At 72.8% G+C, this 19,696-nt stretch carries 19 protein-coding genes; 8 read left to right on the forward strand and 11 right to left on the reverse strand.

Annotated features, from left to right (window positions below; genetic code table 11):
- Nucleotides 1–4 precede the first annotated feature (4 nt).
- Nucleotides 5–976: a zinc-binding alcohol dehydrogenase family protein gene (locus tag V5E28_RS14245; RefSeq protein WP_336207324.1), complete on the forward strand. Its 972-nt coding sequence runs from the start codon at nucleotides 5–7 to the stop codon at nucleotides 974–976.
- A 49-nt stretch (nucleotides 977–1,025) separates the two neighbouring features.
- Nucleotides 1,026–1,835 carry an SAM-dependent methyltransferase gene (locus tag V5E28_RS14250; protein ID WP_336207325.1) on the forward strand — a complete coding sequence of 270 codons (810 nt, stop codon included), beginning with the start codon at nucleotides 1,026–1,028 and terminating at the stop codon, nucleotides 1,833–1,835.
- A gap of 27 nt (nucleotides 1,836–1,862) precedes the next feature.
- Here V5E28_RS14250 and V5E28_RS14255 read toward each other — a convergent pair whose 3' ends face one another.
- Nucleotides 1,863–2,588: a hypothetical protein gene (locus tag V5E28_RS14255; RefSeq protein WP_336207326.1), complete on the reverse strand. Its 726-nt coding sequence runs from the start codon at nucleotides 2,586–2,588 to the stop codon at nucleotides 1,863–1,865.
- 215 nt (nucleotides 2,589–2,803) lie between these two features.
- On the opposite strand from V5E28_RS14255, the gene V5E28_RS14260 reads away from it, so the two are divergent.
- Both V5E28_RS14260 and V5E28_RS14265 read left to right on the forward strand, forming a co-directional pair.
- Nucleotides 2,804–3,388 carry a hemerythrin domain-containing protein gene (locus V5E28_RS14260; RefSeq protein WP_336207327.1) on the forward strand — a complete coding sequence of 195 codons (585 nt, stop codon included), beginning with the start codon at nucleotides 2,804–2,806 and terminating at the stop codon, nucleotides 3,386–3,388.
- A gap of 58 nt (nucleotides 3,389–3,446) precedes the next feature.
- Nucleotides 3,447–3,890 (forward strand): DUF4383 domain-containing protein, encoded by a 444-nt coding sequence (locus tag V5E28_RS14265; RefSeq protein ID WP_336207328.1) that lies wholly within the window; start codon nucleotides 3,447–3,449, stop codon nucleotides 3,888–3,890.
- Between the two features lie 36 nt (nucleotides 3,891–3,926).
- Here the strand turns inward: V5E28_RS14265 and V5E28_RS14270 are convergent, their stop codons facing one another.
- Together V5E28_RS14270 and V5E28_RS14275 are read right to left on the reverse strand one after the other, a co-directional pair.
- Nucleotides 3,927–4,757 (reverse strand): SAM-dependent methyltransferase, encoded by an 831-nt coding sequence (locus V5E28_RS14270; protein WP_336207330.1) that lies wholly within the window; start codon nucleotides 4,755–4,757, stop codon nucleotides 3,927–3,929.
- A gap of 63 nt (nucleotides 4,758–4,820) precedes the next feature.
- Nucleotides 4,821–4,946: a hypothetical protein gene (locus tag V5E28_RS14275; protein ID WP_336207331.1), complete on the reverse strand. Its 126-nt coding sequence runs from the start codon at nucleotides 4,944–4,946 to the stop codon at nucleotides 4,821–4,823.
- A gap of 140 nt (nucleotides 4,947–5,086) precedes the next feature.
- Between V5E28_RS14275 and V5E28_RS14280 the strand changes: the two genes are divergently transcribed.
- On the forward strand, nucleotides 5,087–5,770 hold the full coding sequence (locus V5E28_RS14280) for a GAP family protein (RefSeq protein WP_336207332.1): 684 nt from the start codon (nucleotides 5,087–5,089) through the stop codon (nucleotides 5,768–5,770).
- Nucleotides 5,771–5,807: 37 nt separating this feature from the next.
- Here V5E28_RS14280 and V5E28_RS14285 read toward each other — a convergent pair whose 3' ends face one another.
- The 3 genes from V5E28_RS14285 to V5E28_RS14295 form a co-directional block, all read right to left on the reverse strand.
- Nucleotides 5,808–6,569 (reverse strand): SDR family NAD(P)-dependent oxidoreductase, encoded by a 762-nt coding sequence (locus V5E28_RS14285; protein ID WP_336207333.1) that lies wholly within the window; start codon nucleotides 6,567–6,569, stop codon nucleotides 5,808–5,810.
- Nucleotides 6,570–6,640: 71 nt separating this feature from the next.
- The gene (locus V5E28_RS14290; RefSeq protein ID WP_336207334.1) at nucleotides 6,641–7,219 is read right to left on the reverse strand and encodes a TetR/AcrR family transcriptional regulator; all 579 of its coding nucleotides are present in this window, start codon (nucleotides 7,217–7,219) and stop codon (nucleotides 6,641–6,643) included.
- 15 nt (nucleotides 7,220–7,234) lie between these two features.
- On the reverse strand, nucleotides 7,235–10,036 hold the full coding sequence (locus V5E28_RS14295; protein WP_336207335.1) for an ATP-binding protein: 2,802 nt from the start codon (nucleotides 10,034–10,036) through the stop codon (nucleotides 7,235–7,237).
- A 124-nt stretch (nucleotides 10,037–10,160) separates the two neighbouring features.
- Between V5E28_RS14295 and V5E28_RS14300 the strand changes: the two genes are divergently transcribed.
- The 3 genes from V5E28_RS14300 to V5E28_RS14310 are packed head-to-tail and all read left to right on the forward strand — an operon-like array spanning nucleotide 10,161 to nucleotide 13,480.
- On the forward strand, nucleotides 10,161–11,441 hold the full coding sequence (locus V5E28_RS14300) for an FAD-binding oxidoreductase (protein ID WP_336207336.1): 1,281 nt from the start codon (nucleotides 10,161–10,163) through the stop codon (nucleotides 11,439–11,441).
- Nucleotides 11,442–11,450: 9 nt separating this feature from the next.
- Nucleotides 11,451–12,119, forward strand: coding sequence for an alpha/beta fold hydrolase (locus V5E28_RS14305; RefSeq protein WP_336207337.1), 669 nt, complete (start codon nucleotides 11,451–11,453; stop codon nucleotides 12,117–12,119).
- A 47-nt stretch (nucleotides 12,120–12,166) separates the two neighbouring features.
- Entirely contained in the window at nucleotides 12,167–13,480 is a 1,314-nt protein-coding gene (locus V5E28_RS14310; protein ID WP_336207338.1) for an AI-2E family transporter, read from the forward strand.
- A gap of 26 nt (nucleotides 13,481–13,506) precedes the next feature.
- On the opposite strand, the gene V5E28_RS14315 is transcribed toward V5E28_RS14310, so the two are convergent.
- The 5 genes from V5E28_RS14315 to V5E28_RS14335 all read right to left on the reverse strand — a co-directional run bounded on the left by V5E28_RS14315 (nucleotide 13,507) and on the right by V5E28_RS14335 (nucleotide 19,684).
- On the reverse strand, nucleotides 13,507–14,172 hold the full coding sequence (locus tag V5E28_RS14315) for an AIM24 family protein (protein ID WP_336207339.1): 666 nt from the start codon (nucleotides 14,170–14,172) through the stop codon (nucleotides 13,507–13,509).
- Nucleotides 14,173–14,223: 51 nt separating this feature from the next.
- Entirely contained in the window at nucleotides 14,224–14,886 is a 663-nt protein-coding gene (locus V5E28_RS14320) for a sensor domain-containing protein (protein WP_336207340.1), read from the reverse strand.
- A gap of 75 nt (nucleotides 14,887–14,961) precedes the next feature.
- Nucleotides 14,962–15,807, reverse strand: coding sequence for a DUF4872 domain-containing protein (locus V5E28_RS14325; protein ID WP_336207341.1), 846 nt, complete (start codon nucleotides 15,805–15,807; stop codon nucleotides 14,962–14,964).
- Complete coding sequence (locus V5E28_RS14330; protein ID WP_336207342.1) at nucleotides 15,765–18,572, reverse strand: DUF5682 family protein; 2,808 nt, start codon at nucleotides 18,570–18,572, stop codon at nucleotides 15,765–15,767. The genes V5E28_RS14325 and V5E28_RS14330 overlap by 43 nt, the downstream gene beginning before the upstream one ends.
- Nucleotides 18,569–19,684: an ATP-binding protein gene (locus tag V5E28_RS14335; RefSeq protein WP_336207343.1), complete on the reverse strand. Its 1,116-nt coding sequence runs from the start codon at nucleotides 19,682–19,684 to the stop codon at nucleotides 18,569–18,571. Before V5E28_RS14335 ends, V5E28_RS14330 begins: the two co-directional genes overlap by 4 nt.
- Between the last annotated feature and the right edge of the window lie 12 nt (nucleotides 19,685–19,696).

Genomic DNA, 19,696 nt, shown 5'->3' on the forward strand with positions numbered 1-19,696 from the left:
GCCGATGCGAGCCGTACAGATCAGCGCACCGGGCCACCCGCCGGTGATGGCCGAGCGCACCATGCCGACGCCCCGCCCGCACGAGACGCTGGTCGAGGTGCTCGCCGCGCCCATCACCCCGCTGGACCTGCTCTGCGCGAGCGGCACCTCCTACTTCGGCGTCCCGAAGACGCCGTACGTGCCCGGGGTGCAGGGGGTGGGCACCGTCGGCGGGCGGATGGTGTGGTTCCCGACGTCGGCGGGGATGGCGCCGGGCGACGGAAGCATGGCCGAGATCGCCAGCGTGCCCCTGGCGGATCTCGTCGAGCTGCCCGCCGGCGCCGACCCGGTCGGCCTGGCCGCGCTCGGCCTCTCCGCGGTCGCCGCGCACCTAGCGCTCACCTGGCGCGGCGAGCTGGCGCCCGGCGAGCAGGTCGTGGTGCTCGGTGCGGGCGGTGTGGTGGGGCAGGCGGCCGTCCAGCTCGCCAGGATCGCCGGGGCGCGCCGCGTGGTCGCGGCCGCGCGCTCCGCGGCCGGCAGGGAACGCGCGCGGCGGGCCGGCGCCGACGCCGTGGTCACGCTCGACACCGAGGACGTCACCGAGCTCGCGGTCCGCCTCACCGCCGCCCTGGACGGCCCCGCCGACCTGGTGCTGGACCCGCTCTTCGGCGCGCCGGCCGCGGCCGCCGCCCGGACCCTGCGCTCCGGCGGGCGGCTGGTCCATCTGGGCGGTTCGGCCTCGGAGACCTGCCCGCTCGACTCCGCCACGCTGCGCGGGAAGTCACTGCGCCTGCTCGGCTACACCAACAACGAGCTGAGCCCCGGACAGCGCACCGCCGCCCTCACCCTGGTCGCCGAGCAGGCCGCGCTCGGCCGCCTGGCCGTCGACCACGAGAGCGTGCCGCTCGACGACGCCGGAGCCGCCTGGCGGCGGCAGGCCGCCGGGACCACGCTCGGACGGATCGTCCTCACGACCACCGGACTTATCGGACAGTAAGCGTTCTCATCCGCTACTGTCCCTGCCAACGGCGAAGAGGAGATGAGGAATGAGCGACGATTCTCAGCAGCCGGCTCCGCGCGTGTCAGCCAGCGTGCCGAGTGTCGCCCGCATGAACGACTACTTCCTCGGCGGCAAGGACAACTTCGCCGCCGACCGCGAGGCCGTCCAGCAGGTGCTGGCCCTCGCGCCCGAGGCCAAGGCCATGGGCGAGCACGTCCAGCTCTTCCGGGAGAAGGTCGTACGCCACCTCGTCGAGCAGGGTGTCGGGCAGTTCGTCCAGATCGGCTCGTGGCTGCCGACCCAGCGCAACGTGCACGAGATCGCGCAGGCCGTCGAGCCCGAGACCCGGGTGGTCTACGTCGCCGACGACCCCGTGGCGCTCAACCACGCCCGCGCGCTGCTGGCCACCGACGAGCGGACCGGGGTGGTCGACGGCGACATCCTGCACCCGGACGAGCTGCTCGCCGATCCCGTCATGGGGCGACTGATCGACTTCGACCTTCCGGTCGCCGTGCTGATCTTCGGTGCCCTGCAGTACATCCCCGACGACGACGCGCCGTACGAGAAGGTGGCCCGGGTGTGCGCGCGGCTGTCGCCCGGCAGCTACCTCGGCATCACCCACGCCGTCTTCGACTCCCGGCCGGACATCGCCGAGGCGATCGCCGACATCTACCGCCAGGCGCTCGGCAGGCCTTCCGGCGGCCCGCGCACCCGCGACCAGGCGCTGCGCTTCTTCGACGGGCTGGAGCTCGTCGAGCCGGGCTTCGTCTACATCCGCCAGTGGCGTCCGCGGACGCCCATCTCCGACGCCGAGGCGCGGCAGTCCTGGGTCTGCGCCGGCCTCGCCCGCAAGTAGAGCGGCACCGGGGCCGCGTGGTCGCCGCTACGACGCCGGGCCACGCTCGACCTTCGCGCCGCGCACCTGACGGGAGCCGAGGTAGGCGCCCCGGCGCAGCCTGGCCAGCCAGGGTTTCTGACGCAGCGCGGGATGGCTGTTGAGCACCGGGTCGAAGGCCACGTCCTCGTCCGGCAGCGCCGTGTGGACGCGCAGCGTCGCCACCGCCGTCACGGGCCCGCCCTTCGGCGCGGCGCGCAGGTGGAACAGCAGCGGCTCCCGGGCGAGCGCCTGCGGCAGCAGCCGCGGGTCCGCCGGCACCCTCATGCCCTCGGGCCAGGCGATCAGCCGGACGGAGCCCGTACCGCTGTCGTAGCGGGCCAGGCTGGAGTACGGGCCCGCGGTGAAGCCGGTCCTGGGCAGGAGCATCCACGGCAGCGGACCACAGGTGGACAGCAGCAGGTCGACAGGACCGGGGAGGCGCACCGCCAGCCCCAGCACGTCGGGCAGGCTGCCGGGCAGCGAGCCGCCCTTGGACAGCCTGGCGATCACCTCGTGCTCGCCGGGCTCGTCGAGCACCGGCAGGCCGAGCGGCCTGCGGGAGCCTCCCCTGACCTGGAGTGTGGCCGCCACCACGAGACCGCGAGGGTGCAGGGCCCGGCCGTGGCGCAGCCGCCCGGCGAGCCCGGCCAGCAGGCGGGCGGCCTCCTCGACGCGCGCCCGCCCGGCGGGCACGGTGCGCGGACGCACCGTGATGCGTTCGGTGGCGGTCACGGCGCGGGCTCCGCGCGGGGCGGCTGCTCGTCGAGCGGGTCGCCCCGCTCCTGCGGTGGACTGAAAGTCATGTGCGCGCTCTCCTTCGAGCTGCTCCGGGATCCGCCAGCGGGCCTACCCGTGGGCTCGATCGACAATCTCCCCGACTTGGCAAGGCCGCGCGTGACCAGCGATCCCGGGGGTAGGCACCGGCGGTATCCGAGAGGAGACCGATCATGAACGACCAGAGGACGGCCCCCGAGATGATGGCCGAGACCGACGTCATCGAGCTGCTCCAGGCGCAGCACGGGATGATCAGGGACCTGTTCGACGAGGTCGAGCAGGCGCCCGCGGGCCGGCGGGGCGAGGCCTTCACCCGCCTGGTGCGTCTGCTGGCCGTGCACGAGACGGCCGAGGAGGAGATCGTCCACCCCTACGCGCGCGCCAAGATCGACGGTGGCGACGAGATCGTCGACGACCGCCTCACCGAGGAGAACCAGGCCAAGCGGCTCCTGCAGCGGATGGACCAGGCCGGGCCGGACGCGCCCGACTTCATGCCGAACCTGCTCGTGCTCCGCGGCGTCGTCGAGGCGCACGCCCGCAACGAGGAGCGCTACGAGTTCGCCCAGCTCCGCGCGCGCACCAGCGTCGCCGAGCGCCGCGCCCTGGCGGCGGGGGTCAAGGCCGCCGCGGCCCTGGCCCCCACGCATCCGCACCCCGGCACCGAATCGGCGACCAGGAACCTGCTCATGGGCACGCCCGTCGCGATGATGGACCGGGCCGGCGACGTGATCCGCAAAGCCATGGGCAAGCAAGACTGAGCGCGATCCCAAGGGGTAGTCGGCCGTCGCCCGAATCCGGCTCTCAGAAGGAGTTCATATGAACACCTCGCGCACGCCGGCGACCCGCACCCCCGTGCAGCTCGCCGCTCTCGTCGTCGGAGCGGTGTTCCTGCTCGTCGGAGTGCTGGGCTTCGTGCCCGGCGTCACCACGAACTACGACGATCTCCAGTTCGCCAGCCACCAGTCGGACGCGCTCCTGCTGGGGGTGTTCCAGGTGTCGATCCTGCACAACATCGTGCACCTGCTGTTCGGCGTCGCCGGAATCCTGATGGCCAGGAGCCGGTCAGGCGCCCGCAACTTCCTCATCGGCGGCGGGGTCGTCTACCTGCTGCTGTGGGTCTACGGCATGCTGGTCGACCACGACAGCGCGGCCAACTTCGTGCCCGTCAACGGCGCCGACAACTGGCTGCACCTGCTGCTCGGCATCGGCATGGTGGCACTCGGGTTCCTGCTCCCCAGGCGGCGCACTTCCGTCCGCTGAGGAACCGCACGAGCGCGGCTGCTCCGGCAGCCGCGCTCACGGCTTGCGCGCGACGCCCCCGACGAAGGTGTGGTACGTGATGCCGGGCACGGCGCTGTCGTCCGGCTCCGGGCGCCACTCGGGCAGCGGCACCAGACCGGGCTCCAGCAGTTCGAGCCCGTCGAAGTAGGAAAGGATCTCCTCCCGGGTGCGCCACCGGCCGGTGCCGAGAGTCTCGTTGAAGATCTTCTCGGCGGCGAACGCCTGCTCGGACACCTCGGGATGGGCCTGGCCCGGGTTGTGGAAGTGGGAGATGGCCACATGGCTGCCCGGCGCCAGGTTCTCCATCAGTGTCCGGACGAGGCCGGCCGGATCGTCCTCGTCCGCCAAGTGGTGCAGGATTGCGAACAGCAGCAGCCCGACCGGCCGGCTGAAGTCGATGAGCCGCCCGACCTCCGGGTTACCGATGATCTTCTCCGGCTCCCTGATGTCGGCCTCGACGACCGTCGTGGTGGCGTTCACGGCGAGCATCGCCCGGCCGTGGACGAGCACGATCGGGTCGTGGTCGACGTAGACGACCGGTGTGCCGGGGGCGATCGCCTGGGCGATCTCGTGCACGTTGCCCTGGGTCGGCAGGCCGGACCCGATGTCGAGGAACTGCCGGATGCCGGCGTCCCGGGTCAGGTAGCGGACCGACCGCCGCAGGAACTCCCGGTTGGCCCTGGCCGCCTCCGGGGCGTCGGGGGCGACCGTCAGCGCCATCTGGGCGATCTTGCGGTCGATCTCGAAATTGTCCTTGCCGCCGAGGATGAAGTCGTAGACCCGCGACACGCTCGGCTTGGTGACGTCTATCCCTTGTGGCGCGCGCTCCTGCTCGTTCTCGGCCAAGGTTCGCTCCTTTATAAATCCATCAAGGCGACGAACATGATCGTACAGTCGTAAAGCGGGATCTCACCGGCTATTAGGGGATCGCAGGCCGGGTACGAGGCGCGACAGCAGCCACCCGACCGCCCCCACCGCCACCCCGACCGCCACCCCGGTCAGCAGGCTGCTGCCGAACGCGAAGGTTCGCAGCACCACGGCCTCCACAGCGGGCGAGAGCGCGCCGGTCAGGTTGCCCGTACGGTGCGAGTTGCGGCCGGGTCGACACAAGGATGTACGTCGCTTCGGTCTGCGGAAGGATGTGCCCCAGCACCGGCCGCCAGCATCATCGGCTCATGACGACCGCCCTGCTCCTCACGCTCGCCGCTCTGGCGATCGTCGACAGCACCAGCTTCGGTACCCTCGGCATCCCCGTCTACCTGCTGCTCGCCTCCGAGCGGTCGCAGGTGTCGCGACTGCTGATCTATCTGGGGACCGTGGCCGTCTTCTACTTCCTCGTGGGCGTCGCGCTCATGCTGGGGTTGTCCACACTTGTGGAGAACTTCGGGGACGTCCTGCAGAGCAGGGCGGCGTACTGGGTACAGCTCGTGCTGGGGGTGGGGCTGTTCGCGCTGAGCTACCGGCTCGACCCGAAGAGGCGCAGGCGGCTCGGCAAGCCCGAGCGGCGCTTCGAGCCGCGCACCGGCGGGCCTCGGGCGATGGTGCTGCTCGGGCTGACCGCCGGGCTGCTCGAGGTCGCCACCATGGTGCCGTATCTCGCGGCGATCGGCATGATGACGACCTCGGAGCTGCCCGCCGGTCAGTGGGTGCCGCTGCTCGCGGCGTACGTGCTGGTCATGGTGATGCCGCCGCTGCTCCTGCTGGCCCTGCGCGCAGTGGCCCGCGGCTGGCTGGAGCCGAAGCTGGAACGGCTGCGAGCCTGGATGGCCAAGCACTCGGCGTCGGCGGTCAGCTGGGCGGTGGCCATCGTCGGCATCCTGGTGGCGCGGGACGCGGCCGTCCGTCTGTTCTTCCTCTGACGGCCCTGCGGTCCGGTCCCGCGCTCATGGAGGGCGGTCAGGCGGTGGCACCGCCGTCGATCACCAGGTCGTGGCCGGCGACGAAGGCCGACTCGGCGCAGGCCAGCCAGAGCACCGCGGCGGCGATCTCCGCCGGGTCGCCGACGCGGCCGAGGGGGATCTCCGGCGCGATCCGGGCGTCGCGGTCCGCAGTGGTCTCGCCGGGCCTGTAGGTCATGGCGGTGTCGCTGGCGCCGGGGCTGATCGCGTTGACGCGGATGCCGTGGGCGGCGTACTCCCGGGCGGCGGCCTTGCTCAGGGCGCTGACGGCCGCCTTGGAGGTGGCGTAGGCGCCCAGGCCCGCGAGGCGGCGATGCGCGCCGATGTTGGAGGCCATGTTGACGATGGCGCCGCCGCCGTGCTCCTTCATGTGCGCGATCTCGTACTTCATGGACAGGAACACCCCCGTGAGGTTGACGTCCAGCACCGCCGACCAGGAGGCGGGGTCGAGGTCTGCCAGAGGAGCGAAGTCGCCGAGGATGCCGGCGTTGTTGAAGGCGGCGTGCAGGCCGCCGTGGCGCTGGACGGTGGTGTCGACCATGCGTGCGCTGTCCTCGGGGCTGGTCACGTCGGCGGTGACCCAGTCGGCGCGGCCGCCCTCGGCCTGGATGTGCTTGGCGGCGTCGGCGAGCCGTGCCGGGTCCCGGCCGGCGAGGACGACGGTGGCCCCCTCGGCGGCGAACGCCTGGGCCGTGGTGCGGGCGATGGCTCCGGCGCCGCCGGTGATGAGGACGACCTTGCCGCTGAATCGGGTGGTCATGATGAGCCCTTCTATTAAGAACGATCGGTCTTGAATTCGAGCACAATGAGACCCGCCTTCGCGGGGGCGGGTCAGTCGAGCAGGGTGAGCGCCTGCTCGGCGGCGTCACGCAGGCGGGCGCCGCCTCCCGACGCCCGGCCGAGCACGCGCATGCCCTGCAGGAGCACCAGCAGCAGCCGCGCGATCGCCTGCGGATCCTTGGAGCCGGCCAGTTCCCCCTGGGCGCGCGCCCGGATGAGTGCGGAGGTCAGCGCCGCCTCCAGGTGACTCCAGCTCGACTCGACGAACCGGGCCGCCTCCGGGTCGCGCGGCGCCAGCTCCACTGCCGCGTTCACCACCATGCAGCCCCGGCGGTCGTCGTGCGCGGACTGCTCGGCGTACGACCGCACCAGCGCCCGCACGACCGGCAGGACCGGGCCGGGCTGCGACAGGACCTCCACGATGTTGGGATCCGTGGTCTCCAGATAGCGCTCCAGAGCCTTGAGGTAGAGCTCGTGCTTGCCGCCGAACGTGGCGTAGAGGCTGGCCCTGGCGACACCCAGCCGCGCCACGAGGTCCGCCATCGAGGTCGCCTCGTAGCCGCGCTCCCAGAACAGCTCCAGCGCCTGCTGGAGTGCGGCGTCGGGATCGAACTCCTTGGTTCTCGCCATGCCGCGACGCTAGCGCTATCCAGAACGCTCAGTCAAATATCCGGCGAGCTCGGCACGTCCCTCGTCGGCACGGCCGGGCAGGAGGAGGAGGGTGCAGGCGCGTTCGAACCGGGCGCCGATACGCTCCCACCCGTCGAGCGCGGCCTCCAGCGCGGCGGTGTCCCCGCGCAGCCTGCCCTCGGCACGGGAGAGGCAGGCCGCGGCCCAGTCGTTCTCCTGCCCGGACCGGGACGCCGCGGCCAGCCGCCGCCCGGCGTCGGGCAGCCCGACGGCCACGGCCAGCTCCGCGCACGCCGCGGTGGCGTACCCGTCGAACAGGCCGGGCACGAACCCGGCCGCGGCCCGCTCCACCAGGCCGGCCACGTCACCGGCGGACCAGCCGGCGTGGACGGCGACGCGGGCGTCGACGAACGCGACCAGGGACATGTAGCGCGACCGCTCGGTCACCTCGCCGACCGCCAGCGCCCGCGCGCGCCAGGAGCGGTACGCCTCCTCCTCGCCGAGCAGACCGTGGGCGAGCGCGACCGAGCACAGCGCGGGCACCATCCACCTGCCCGGCGGGCTGTCCATCCGCGTCTGGCTGTCCCACATCTCGGCCGCCCTGGTCAGCGCCTCGTCGAAGGCGCCGGTGAGCACCAGCGGCGGGACGAGCCGACTCCTGGCGAGCGCGGGGTGGCTGCCGGTGACGTCGTCGCGCATGGCCATGCCCGCGATGTCCAGAGCCGCCGGCAGGTCGCCGACGGCGATCGCGTACACCCCCGCCGTGTGCAGGGAGTCGACGATCTCGATGCCGGAGCGCGGGTCGTCGCGGTCCATCGCGTCCAGCAGGGTGAGGCGCTCCCCGGCCAGGCGGAAGGCCTCGCGGGGGTGGCCCCGGCGGGCCGCCGCGGAGATGACCGAGTCCAGGGCGGCGCTGATGAGCACCGGGTCGCCCGTCTCGCGGGCGGCGTCGAGGGCATGCTCGGCCAGGACCGGGTCGGAGGTGGCGAGCTCCTTGGCGTTCCAGGCGACCGCCGCGGCCACATGGGCCGCCACGTACGCGTCGCCCGGGTCGCCCGCGGCGGCGGCCTGCTCGGTGAGCGCGTTCAGGCGCTCCCCGGGCACGCTGATGCCGGTGCCGAAGCCAGGGTGACGCTTGGCGACCACCGAGGCGCGGGCCAGCGCGATCGCCTGGCCGTTGCCGTCGCCCGCCGCTCCGGCCCGCTCCGCCGCGGCCAGCTGCAGCTCGAACGCCTGCCCGGCATCGGCGAACGCGAGCGCGCACTCGGCGGCGGCGCCCAGGTCACGGGCCGCCTCGCCGGCGCCGGGCGCCAGCTGGGCAGCCTGCCGGTAGTGTGCCAGCGCCTCGCTCAGAAACCTGCGCGCGTAGGCGAGCGCGGCCAGCGACCGCGCCAGCCGGTGCGCGGGGGCGCCGGGTGCCGGACCGGGTGCCGGACCGGCCGTCGCTCCTGCGAGCGCGGCCCGCAGGTCGTCGGCCACGGCGTCGAACGCGTCGCGCCCTCCGTCATCCGGCCCGTCTTCCGCGCTCCTCCCGGTCAGGGACAGCCGGCTTCCCCTCGTCGCGCCGAGGCGGGAAGCCAGGTGCTCGGCCGTCGCGGCGGCCCACTCCAGGTGGCGTTCCCGCAGGTCGGACTGCTCACCGCTGGCGTCGAGGCGTTCGGCGGCGAACGCGCGGACCGTCTCCAGCAGGCGCCAGCGGCTCGCGTCGCGCTGGTGCGCCACCAGGCTCTTGCCCGCCAGCCGGCCCAGGACGTCGGCGACCTCGCCCCGGCCGCCCGAGGTCACCGCGATGACGGCGTCCAGGTCGAAGCCTCCGGTGAAGACCGCCAGGCGGCGGAACAACGTACGCTCGTCCTCTTCGAGCAGGTCGTGGCTCCAGCCGAGCACCGAGCGCAGCGAGCGGTGCCGCTGGTCGGCTCCCCGCCCGCCCGCCAGCAGCCGCAGGTTGTCGTCGAGCGCCGCCAGCAGGCCGCCGGGGCCGAGCGCGGCGCTGCGGGCGGCGGCGAGCTCGATGGCCAGCGGGAGCCCGTCGAGCCGGGCGCAGATCTCCTCCACGTCCCCGGCCTCGACGGCGAAGGCCGGGTCGGCGGCGGTCGCCCGGTCACGGAAGAGGGCCACGGCGTCGGAGGACAACGGCAGCGGCTCGACGGGCACCACCCGCTCCCCCGGCACGCCCAGCCGCTCGCGGCTGGTCACCAGAGCACGGGTGCCGGGGCAGCGCGACAGCAACCGGTCCACGAACGCGGCCACCGCGTCGAGTAGGTGCTCGCAGTTGTCCAGGACCAGCAGCACGCGGTCCCGGCCGAGCCGGTCGGCGATGGCGTCCTCCAGCGGCCGGCCCGGCCGTTCGGACACTCCGAGCGCCGCCGCCACCGCCCCCGGGACGAAGCCGTCACGCACCGGGACAAGGTCCACGAACGCCCCGCCGCGCGCGTAGGAGGGCGCCGCGGCCTCGGCCGCCGCCACCGCCAGCCGGGTCTTGCCGACGCCGCCCGGCCCCACCAGCGTCACCAGCCGGGCGGACTCGAAGGCGGCCAGGATCGCCTCCCGCTCGGCCGTCCTGCCCACGAACGTGGTGCGCGCCGCCGGAAGGCCGGTCACCTCTCCGTCAGGGGCCGTATCCTTCTCCGCCAACGCCGCCAGCTCCCGCCGGTCGGCGACGCCGAACTTGCGCAGCAACGAGGAGACGTGGCTCTCGACCGTGCGGATGGAGATGTGCAACCTGCTCGCGATCTGGGCGTTGGTGAGCCGCGCGCCGAGCGCTTCGAGGACCTCCGCCTCCCGCCGCGACACCTCGCCCGCCCCTGACACCGTCACCGTCACATCTTCGCCGACCCGGGGACATGCGTGCTCTTTTCCGTGGTGAATCCGTGGTGACCACGGATGCCCGCGACCACCCCGCCGCAGGAGTCTGAACTCAGCCGAAATGAGAGGTCAGACGATGAGCCAGCAGCTTGCGAGCAGGACGCGAAGGGTCGAGGGGTTCCGCGGCGCCGTGCACGTGCCGGGTGACGAGGGGTACGAAGAGGGGCGCAAGTCGCTCAATCCGGCGGTCGACGCCCAGCCGGTCCTGGTGGCCGAGGCGGCGGGGACCGACGACGTGCGGACCGCCGTGATCGCCGCCGCCGAGCAGGGCATCCCGCTCGCCGTGCAGGCCACCGGCCACGGCACGCACGTGCCGTCCGACGGCGGCATCCTGCTCAGGACGTCGGCCCTGGACGGCGTCGAGATCGACCCCGTCAGGCGGGTGGCGCGGGTGGGGCCGGGCGCCCGCTGGGGCCAGGTGCTGGCCGCGGCCGCGCGCTACGACCTGGCGCCGCTGTCGGGCTCGTCGCCGCAGGTCGGCGTCACGGGCTACACGCTCGGCGGCGGGGTGGGATGGCTGTCGCGCAGGTACGGGTTCGCCGCCGACAGTGTGCTGAGCGCCGAAGTGGTGACCGCCGATGGCCAGGTCGTGACGGCCGCCCCCGGTGGCCACGGCGACCTGTTCTGGGCCCTGCGTGGCGGTGGCGGGAACTTCGGCGTGGTCACGTCGCTGGAGTTCAGGCTGTACCCGGTGGCACAGGTCTACGCCGGTATCGCCTACTTCCCGTACGAGGTCGCGGGCGAGACGCTGGCCCGCTACCGCGACTGGGCCGCGACCGCGCCCGACGAGGTGAGCACCGCCGTGATGCTGACGAGCATGCCCGACGGGCCGATGCGAGGCAGGCGGGTGCTCGGGATCAAGGCCATGTACGCCGGCCCTTCCGAGCAGGGGCGGCAGGTGCTGCGGCCGCTGTGGGAGGCTGCGGGGCCGGCGCTGGCGGACGGGCTGCGGCCGATCCGCTACGCCGACGCGGCCATGGGCGGCACGCCAGCCCGTTACCTGGACTTCTTCGACGCCCTGCCGGACGAGGTGATCGGCACGCTGGTGGAGACCGGCGCGCAGGCCACCGTGGAGATCAGGCACTGGGGCGGCGCGATGGCCGCTCCCGGACCGGACGCCGGCCCCGTGGGCCACCGGGGCGTCCCCTTCTCCGTCATCGTCGACCAGCGGCCGCCCGGCCTCGCCGAGGCGCTCGGCCGGCACGGCATCGGCGGCACGTTCCTCAACTTCCTGTCCGACAGCACCAGGGTGCGGACCGCCTACACGGCCGCCGACCACGAACGGCTGACCGCCGTCAAGAGGGCGTACGACCCCGGCAACCAGTTCAGGCTCAACCACAACATCGAGCCCCGCTGAAGGCCCGCCATGCCCCCCACCACGAACCCCGCCCCAGCCCCCGCCGTGAACCCCGCCATGGACCCCGCCGTGAGCGTGGTCAGGTCGTGCGACGGGACCGCGATCGCGGTCCGCCGACGTGGTGAGGGGCCGGTGGTCGTCCTGGTGGGAGGCGCTCCCGGCGTGGGCGAGCGGCTCGCGGTCCTGATGGCGGCGGGCTTCACCGTGTTCCGGTACGACCGCAGGGGGTCCGGTGACAGCGGTGACACCGCGCCGTACGCGGTGGCCCGGGAGGTCGAGGACCTGGAGGCCGTCGTCGCGGCGGCGGGCGGTCCGGTGTGCCTGGCCGGGCTCGGCTCCGGCGCGGTGCTGGCCCTCGAAGCGGCCCGCCACCTGCCCGCCATCACCAGGCTGGCGATCTGCGGACCGGGGCTGCGGACGGCCGCCGACGCGCCGGACCTGCCGCTCGCGAGCCTGGTCACGGGGGATCGGGCGGACGGCCCTGTCCGGCTGAACTCGGGCTTCGCTGTCGCGCGGTGGTCCTGTGTCGCGGTGCCGGCGCTGGTCCTGGACGGTGAGGATCTGGCCGGCGTCCTGCCTGACGCCCACCACCGGCCGGTGCCCGCCCTGGCCCCCGAGACCCTGGCGCCCGTCCTGACGGAGTTCTTCGCGCCGAAAGCTCGCCGTACGCGGCCATGAAAGGGCCCGCGCGGGGAAGAGGGGTGGCCCGCGCCAAGGAGCCCTCCGTGACAGAAGCCGATCCCCCTCTCCCGACCGCCGGCCGCCCTCGGCCGGCAACGTCCGGCGGCAGCACTTCGGCCACCCGGCTCGACGACCGGGATCGCGCCCCGGCCACACCGGACCAGGAGGGTCACACCGCCGCCACAGCCGGACGCGACCACCAGGAGCGCGCCTCCACCGCGCTCGACGGCCGGGAGCCGGCACGGACGTTACGGGTGGAGGGGTTCCCCCGCCACCAGACCGGCGACCGGCGCTCCCAGAACGAACGGCTGCGGTTCGGCCGGCCGGGCAGGCCCGTCTCCGGCAACCCGTTCGTGTTCGGTTTCACCGCGGCGCTGGGCGTGCTGTCCGCATGGCTGCTGGTGCAGGCGCTGACCGTGACGGCGTCGGCCCTCATACTGATCGTGGTGTCGCTGTTCCTCGCGGTGGGACTGAATCCGGCGGTGCGGTGGCTGGAGAAGCGCGGCCTGTCGCGCGGCTCGGCGATCGCGGCCGTGTTCGCCGCAGTGATCGCGTTCTTCGGCCTGTTCGGGGTGGCCATCGTGCCCGCCCTGTCGCAGCAGACGACGCAGTTCGTCGAGCAACTCCCCACCTACATCGAGGAGTTGCAGGCCAACCCGCAGGTCCGGGACCTCGACCAGCGCTTCGGCCTGCTGGAGCGGGCGCAGGAGTACCTGCTCGGCGGCAACCTGGGCAGCCAGGTCTTCAGCGGGCTGCTGGGCGCGGCGGGGGTGGTGGTCAGCGCCCTGTTCTCGGCGCTGACGGTGCTGATCCTGACCCTGTACTTCCTCGCGTCGCTGCGCTCGATCACCCGGCTCGGCTACCGGCTGGTGCCGAGAAGCCGCAGGGAGCGGGTCCAGCTGCTGGGCGACGAGGTGCTCAAGCGGGTCGGCGGGTACGTGGCGGGCAACCTGTTCATCTCGTTGATCGCGGGCGTGACGTCGTTCGTGTTCCTGTCGATCGCGGGCGTGCCGTACGCGCTGCCGCTGGCGATCATCGTGGCCATCACCGACCTGATCCCCCTGATCGGCGCGGGCATCGGCGCCGCGGTCGCCTCGCTCGTCGGCTTCTTCGTGTCGGTGCCGGTGGGCATCGCCTGCCTGGTGTTCTTCATCGCCTACCAGCAGGTGGAGAACTACCTGATCGCGCCGCGGGTGATGAAGTCCTCGGTCGACGTGCCCGCCGCCGCCACCATCGTCGCGGCGCTGGTCGGCGGGGCGCTGCTCGGCGTCGTCGGAGCGCTGCTCGCCATCCCGGTGGCCGCCGCCATCCAGCTCATCGTGCACGAGGTCGTCCTGCCACGGCAGGAGACCCATTGACCGGCCGCCGCAGGGCGGCGTGGATGTCAGGAGGACTGCACCACCGGCACGCCCTCGCTCGCCTGGATCAGCACGAACCCCTGCCCCTTGAACGCGAGCTGCATGGCCTCACCGCTGCCCCTGCCGATCAGCGCGCCGGCCTTCATCGTCCGGTTGACGCCGACGTGCAGCCCGGTGCTCCAGCAGACCGCCGACTGGCCGTCGGCGTAGGTGGGCATGGCGGCGGCGTCGAGCAGCACCGGCGTGCCGTGCGTGGTGATGGCCACCCAGCCGGTGCCGTTGAGCGTGGTGTTGAACAGCCCGCCCGCCGCGACGCCGGCGCCCTGCACCCGCTGGATGTCCCAGGAGAGCTGCGGCTGGAATGCCAGCAGGTTGCGCCCGTTGACGGTGAGCCCCTCGTTCTCCAGATAGAACAGGTGGATGTCGTCGGCGTTGTCGGCGAGGTAGAGCTGGCCCTGGCCGCGTACCCGCATCAGCGACGCGCCCTCACCCGTCATGGCCTTCTTGAACAGCTTGCCGATGCCGCCCGAGCCCTCGTAGTCGAAGTCCATCTGCCCCTGGAAGGCCACCATCGAGCCCTGCTTGGCCAGCACCTCCTCGGGGAGCTGGACCCTGAGCATCTTGTGGTTCTGCAGGGCGAAGCCGGCGGGGAGCTGCTGAGCGTCCATGTTGCCGAAGAATGAGCTGCGCACGTTCGACCCTTTCGAGGTTTTCCGAGTGGTTCGGAGTTCCACGATATGGGGTCAGGACAGGCCCAGGCCGGGGGTGTGCGCCGGCATCGTGCGCTGCGCGTAGACGGGGCGGGTGAGCATCGCCTGGGCGATACTGGCCTTGATCAGGGCGGCGCCGCGCAGCACCGGCACCAGGGTCAGCGCGAACAGCAGGCCGACGACGGTGTTGAAGACCACGATCACGGTCGGGCCGTCACCGAGGCCGAGCAGGCTGGGCAGCCCGCCGTGGACGTCCTGGATGTCGGCGATCATCCACCCGTAGAGCGGGAACAGCAGCCCGGCGATCGCGCCTGCCCACCAGGTGACGGTGACGACGAAGGCCGCCACCGCGATCGGGAAGGCGATGATGCCGTAGAGCAGGTCCATCACTGCCTGCCCGGTGGTCAGCGGGTTCATCACGCGCCGGAACCAGCCGGCCCCGATCGGGGCCTCGCGGTAGTCGGGACGGGCCACGGGAGTGCCGAGCACTGCGGGCAGCGCGACCCGCTCGACGTCGGCGAAGTTTCGGGCCATGGCGGCGGTCGCGGCCAGGACGGGCAGGCCGACGAACGCGACGGCGCTGCCCAGCCCGGCCGCGACACCGGCCACGATCAGGCTGAAGGAGATGACGGCGAGAGGGAAGGACAGCAGGAGGTAGCGGGTGTCGGTGGCGAGGCGGTGCCGGAGGGTCGTCATACGGATAACGCTACGAGCCGGCGCCTTCCCCATCTCTCCCGCTCACAGGCCTCTCGCGGTAGGGCCAGCCCTACCTCATGCGGTGCGCCGCAGCAGCTCCACGCCCCGCTCCTCCAGGCGGACGGCCTGCTCGACCAGGGCGCCCAGCTCGGCCAGCAGCGCCATCCTGCCGTCCGTGCCGAGCTGGTCCGCCGCGCCGTACTCCCCGGGCAGCTTCGCCGCCTCGGCGTCGAGCCGCTGGATGCGGACCGCTCCTGCCGCCCTGTCCGTGAGCTTCAGCTCCTCCCGCTCGCTCACGAGCTCCCGGTAGCGCGCGAGCTGCGGCACGTGCGCGGGCAGCGCGGCCCGCGCCACGGCGCTCCAGGCGCTGCCCGCCTCGCGGTAGACCTCCGCCGCGGCCTGCCTGCCACCCGCCTCGTCGAGGAAACCCGCGTAGAGCGGCCGCATGGCTCCGGGCGCGCCGTACTCGATCTCCAGGCAGTCGTGCAGCCGCGTCATGCCGATGAAGAACGCCTCCGGGTCAGCGAAGCGCCGCGCCCAGCCCGTCTTGGTGGTGGTGTCGGCGAGTTGGGCGGCGAGCCTGCGCATGCCGGACAGCCCGAAGTTGACGTCGAAGTTGTTGCCCAGGACCGGCCCGGTGAGCTTGGCCACCGTGCCGGCCACGGCCTCGGAGGCGGCCCGGCCGAGATCGGCGTGGGCGGAGCCGGTGATGGAGACCAGGTGGTGCCGGTCCTTCCTGACCCCGGACCAGGCGGCCATGAACAGCTCCAGCGGCATCTCGTACGGCTGGTCGAACTGGTCGTCGAGGTAGACCGTGTCGCCCTCGATCCCCGCGACGGCGACCTCGTGCCCGGCCCGGCAGCGGCGTGGGCGTGCGGTCAGGAGGTCTGGTGCGGGGCCGCACCGCCCACAGTCTCGCACAGCAGCCCGGCGACGGCGTGCGCGGTGTCGGGATGCCGGGCGAGCAGCGCGCCCGCCTCGCCGGGACCGGCTCCGGCGGGCGCGAGGGGCTGCCAGCCGCCTTCGCAGCCGAGCAGCCGGGCCACCGCGTCGCACGCCGCCGGGTGCGCCGCGAGCAGGCCGGCCACCGGCCCGTCCGGGACGGGCGCGGAGACCGGCGGCGCGAGCCGTGCCGGCTGTGCCGCGGCCCATGGCGGCACCCAGGCGTCCACCGCGGCCAGGGTGGCGGGGAAGGTGCGCCCCGCCTCCCGTACGAGGACGGGCACCAGCTCGGGCGCCTCGTCGCGCAGCGTGGTGATCAGCAGGGGCAGCCACGGCAGCAGCACGTTGTCGGGCAGCCGTGCGAAGGCGTTGGAGATGACCTCGACCACGAACGGCGTCAGCGCCGGGGCGGGCTCCAGTGCCTGGACGAAGCCGCTGATGTACTGCGGGAACGACGGCACGACGAGCGGGTTGGCCAGCAGCTCGTCGCACCGGGTGCGCAGCTCGGCCAGCGGCAGCATGCCGAGCTGGAACTGGGCGGCCCACAGCAGGGCGACCTTGCCGGGCGTCTCGGGGTGCGACTGCCGCACGGCGAGCTCCAGCTGGGCGCGGTCACAGCCCAGGGACAGCGCGAGGCTCTCCATGGACGACAGGAAGCCGAGCATGGCGGCCACCTGGCGCACCCCGGTCTCCTCGGCCACGAAGGCGGTCGGCAGCAGGGTGCAGTAGTGGGCGTAGCCGGTGGTCACGAAAGCCTCGCACCAGGCCGGCAGCGCGGGCTCGGTGGCGCGGTAGTGCGCCAGCAGCCTGCGGATCCTGCGCAGCACCTCGGGGGCGTCGTCCACGGTGCGCTCGGCGGCCAGCAGCTCGACGGCGCGGGCGCCGAGCTCCTCGGTGAAGCGGCGGCTGCCGAGGAACAGGATGGAGTCCTCGACCGCTTCGAGCGCGACGGCGGCGGTGGCCTTGGGGTCCCACACGCTGCGGCGCAGCCGCTGCTCCAGCACCTGCTCGACGGTGACGCCCTCGTAGCCCAGCTCGATGAGCGCGCGCTGGTGGTGGCCGATGGCCACGTCCCAGCTCTCCTGGATGGACCGCTCGCCCAGCCGCCGGGCCCCCATGATGGGCCGTACGGCGCCGTCGGGAAGCAGGTGGCGCAGGATCCACAGCAGGTGCGAGCAGGGCGCCAGGGCGGGATCGGCGCCGAAGTCGAGCAGCGCCCGGTGCACGGCGCGCTTCTTCAGGTCGAAGCCCAGCGGCGCGAGCCGGTCGTAGACGTCCTGGGCCAGCGGCGGCATCGCCTGATAGCCGACCTCGCCGATCCGGTCGCCGCCGAGGAGGATCTCGCACAGGCGGCGCACGTCGCGGCGGCCCGGCACCACGTCCTTCTCGATGCAGGTGACCGCGGCGTCCTGGAAGTCGTAGGGCGTGGGCCGAGCCCGGTTGCGCATGCCGGCGAGCAGGATCGAGGTCTCGAACACGGCGATGGCGTCGGCGGTGCTGGCCAGATAGCCGTTGCGGCGGGCCAGCCTGACGATGTCCACGCACCAGCCGAGCAGCTCGGCCTCGTCGAGCTCGTCCAGGACGGGTGGCCTGGAGAGGAATCCGGTCAGGCGGTCGGCGACCGGGCCCTGGGGTGCGGGCGCCGCGGCCTTGCGTGCTCGTGCCGGGCGCTTGCCGTTCTGCCCCTTGAGTGTGAAGGGCGTGACGCCGCCACGCGTCACCGCCTTGGCGAACGTCGCGGCGGCGATGGACACCGAGCCGGAGGCCAGTCCGAACTGGTCCTCGATGGCCGAGTGGCTGGAGGGGATGAGCCCGTACAGCCACTTGGTGGCGGTGCGCGGCGTGACGTCGAACTCCTTGACCTCCGCCGCGAGGCCGAACTGTTCGACCCGGCTGGCGGCGTGGAAGGCGCCGCACACGTACAGGCACCGCTCGGGGTCGGCCCCGGAGGCGGCGAGATGCTCGCGCATCCGGGTCCACATGTAACGCTCGCGGTCCTCGTCGCGGGCCAGCCGAGCGGTGTCGTCCGGGCTCAGGCGCCTGAAGAGGCTGCCGATCAGCACCATGACCTGGCGGTAGGTGTCGTAGTCCGCGCCTGCCAGTGGCTGCTCGACGTACTGGTCCCACCACTCCGACCAGTGCCGGACCTTGCCGTGGTGCAGCAGGTGCTCTTCGAGCTCGGCGAAGCGGGGGCGCAGGTCGCCGATCTCGACGCCCACGGAGTCGCCGTGCAGGGCGGCGTCCTGCGCGGGCTTGTCGTCGGGCCGCTCCTGCGGCAGCCACTGGAAGACGTGGTCGGCCGAGCGGTCGACCAGCACCAGCTCGACGCCCGGCGTGTCGAGCGCGTAGGCGATGGCCTGGTATTCGGCGGACGCCTCGGTGATGGGCGCGACGACGCTGAGCGGCCCCCAGCCTGGAGGGAAGCCGTCCAGGTCGTTGGCGTACGCCTGCAGCGCCACCGGCAGGCGGCAGTTGCGCAGCTCGTCGAGCAGCGGCTGCAGATCCTCGCACAGCTCCAGGTAGATGACCTCGGGCCGTTTGTCGCGCAGCCTCCGCGCCATGGCCAGCGCCGAGCCGGGCGAGTGGTGGCACACCGGGAAGATCTCCAGCTGCTCGCCCAGCGCCCGATCGACGTCGTCGACCATGCCCGACAGGATGCCGGACAGCGCGCCGGGCGCGCCGGCGAAGGCCGCCGCGGCGACGTGCAACTGCTCGCGCAGGGCGGCGAACGGGCTCTGGGTCATGACAGCGTGGCGATCGCCTGGCGGCCGCCTTCGAGGAAGTCCTGCCACTCGCCGCCGTCCTTCTTGCTGCGCGGCTCGATCACGCCGTGCCAGTACTTGTTGAGGATGGCCAGGTCCTCGGGGGTGCGGCGGGCCAGCGAGCCGACCAGCGAACCGGCGAGCGTCTCGGCGCGCAGGGTGCGGTCGCCGAAGAAGTTGCTGTGCAGGATCGCGTCCTCCAGCACGCCGATCTGCTCGGCCGTGGACAGCGCCGACTCGAGCTTCTCGTCGTCGCTCTTGGCCGAGGCGGCCGCTGCGCGCAGGTCGGCGAAGCTCTGCAGCAGGATGTCCAGCAGCGTGGGCGGCAGCTCCAGCTCGATGCTGTGGCGGCGCAGCAGCTCGACGGTGCGGAAGCGGACGATCTCCGCCTCGCTCTTCTTGTTCGTCACGACGGGGATGCGGACGAAGTTGAAGCGCCGCTTGAGCGCCGACGACAGGTCGTTCACGCCGCGGTCGCGGCTGTTGGCCGTGGCGATGATGGAGAAGCCGGGCTGGGCGAAGACGATGTTGTCGTCGTCGAGCTCGGGGATGGAGACGTACTTCTCGGACAGGATGGAGATCAGCGCGTCCTGCACGTCGCTGGTCGAGCGGGTCAGCTCCTCGAAGCGGCCGATCACACCCCGCTCCATCGCCGTCATGATCGGCGAGGGGATCATCGACTCGCGCGACTGCCCCTTGGCGATCACCATCGAGACGTTCCACGAGTACTTGATGTGGTCCTCGGTGGTGCCCGCGGTGCCCTGGACGACCAGGGTCGAGTTGCGGGAGATGGCGGCGGACAGCAGCTCGGCGAGCCAGCTCTTGCCCGTGCCCGGGTCGCCGATCAGCAGCAGGCCGCGGTCAGACGCCAGGGTGACGATGCTGCGCTCGACGAAGCTGCGGTCGCCGAACCACTTCTGCGGGATCTCGCGGTCCAGGCCGTCGGAGCGCTCGGAGCCGAGCACGAACAGCCGCACCATGCGGGGGCTGAGCCGCCAGGAGAACGGCTTGGGGCCGTCGTCGATCGACTCCAGCCAGTCGAGCTCTTCTGCGTACTTAACCTCGGCGGGGGCACGCAGCATCTCGTCGGTCATTCTCGGGGTCTC

The sequence above is a fragment of the Nonomuraea sp. LPB2021202275-12-8 genome, assembly GCF_037044575.1.
Lineage (GTDB): Bacteria > Actinomycetota > Actinomycetes > Streptosporangiales > Streptosporangiaceae > Nonomuraea.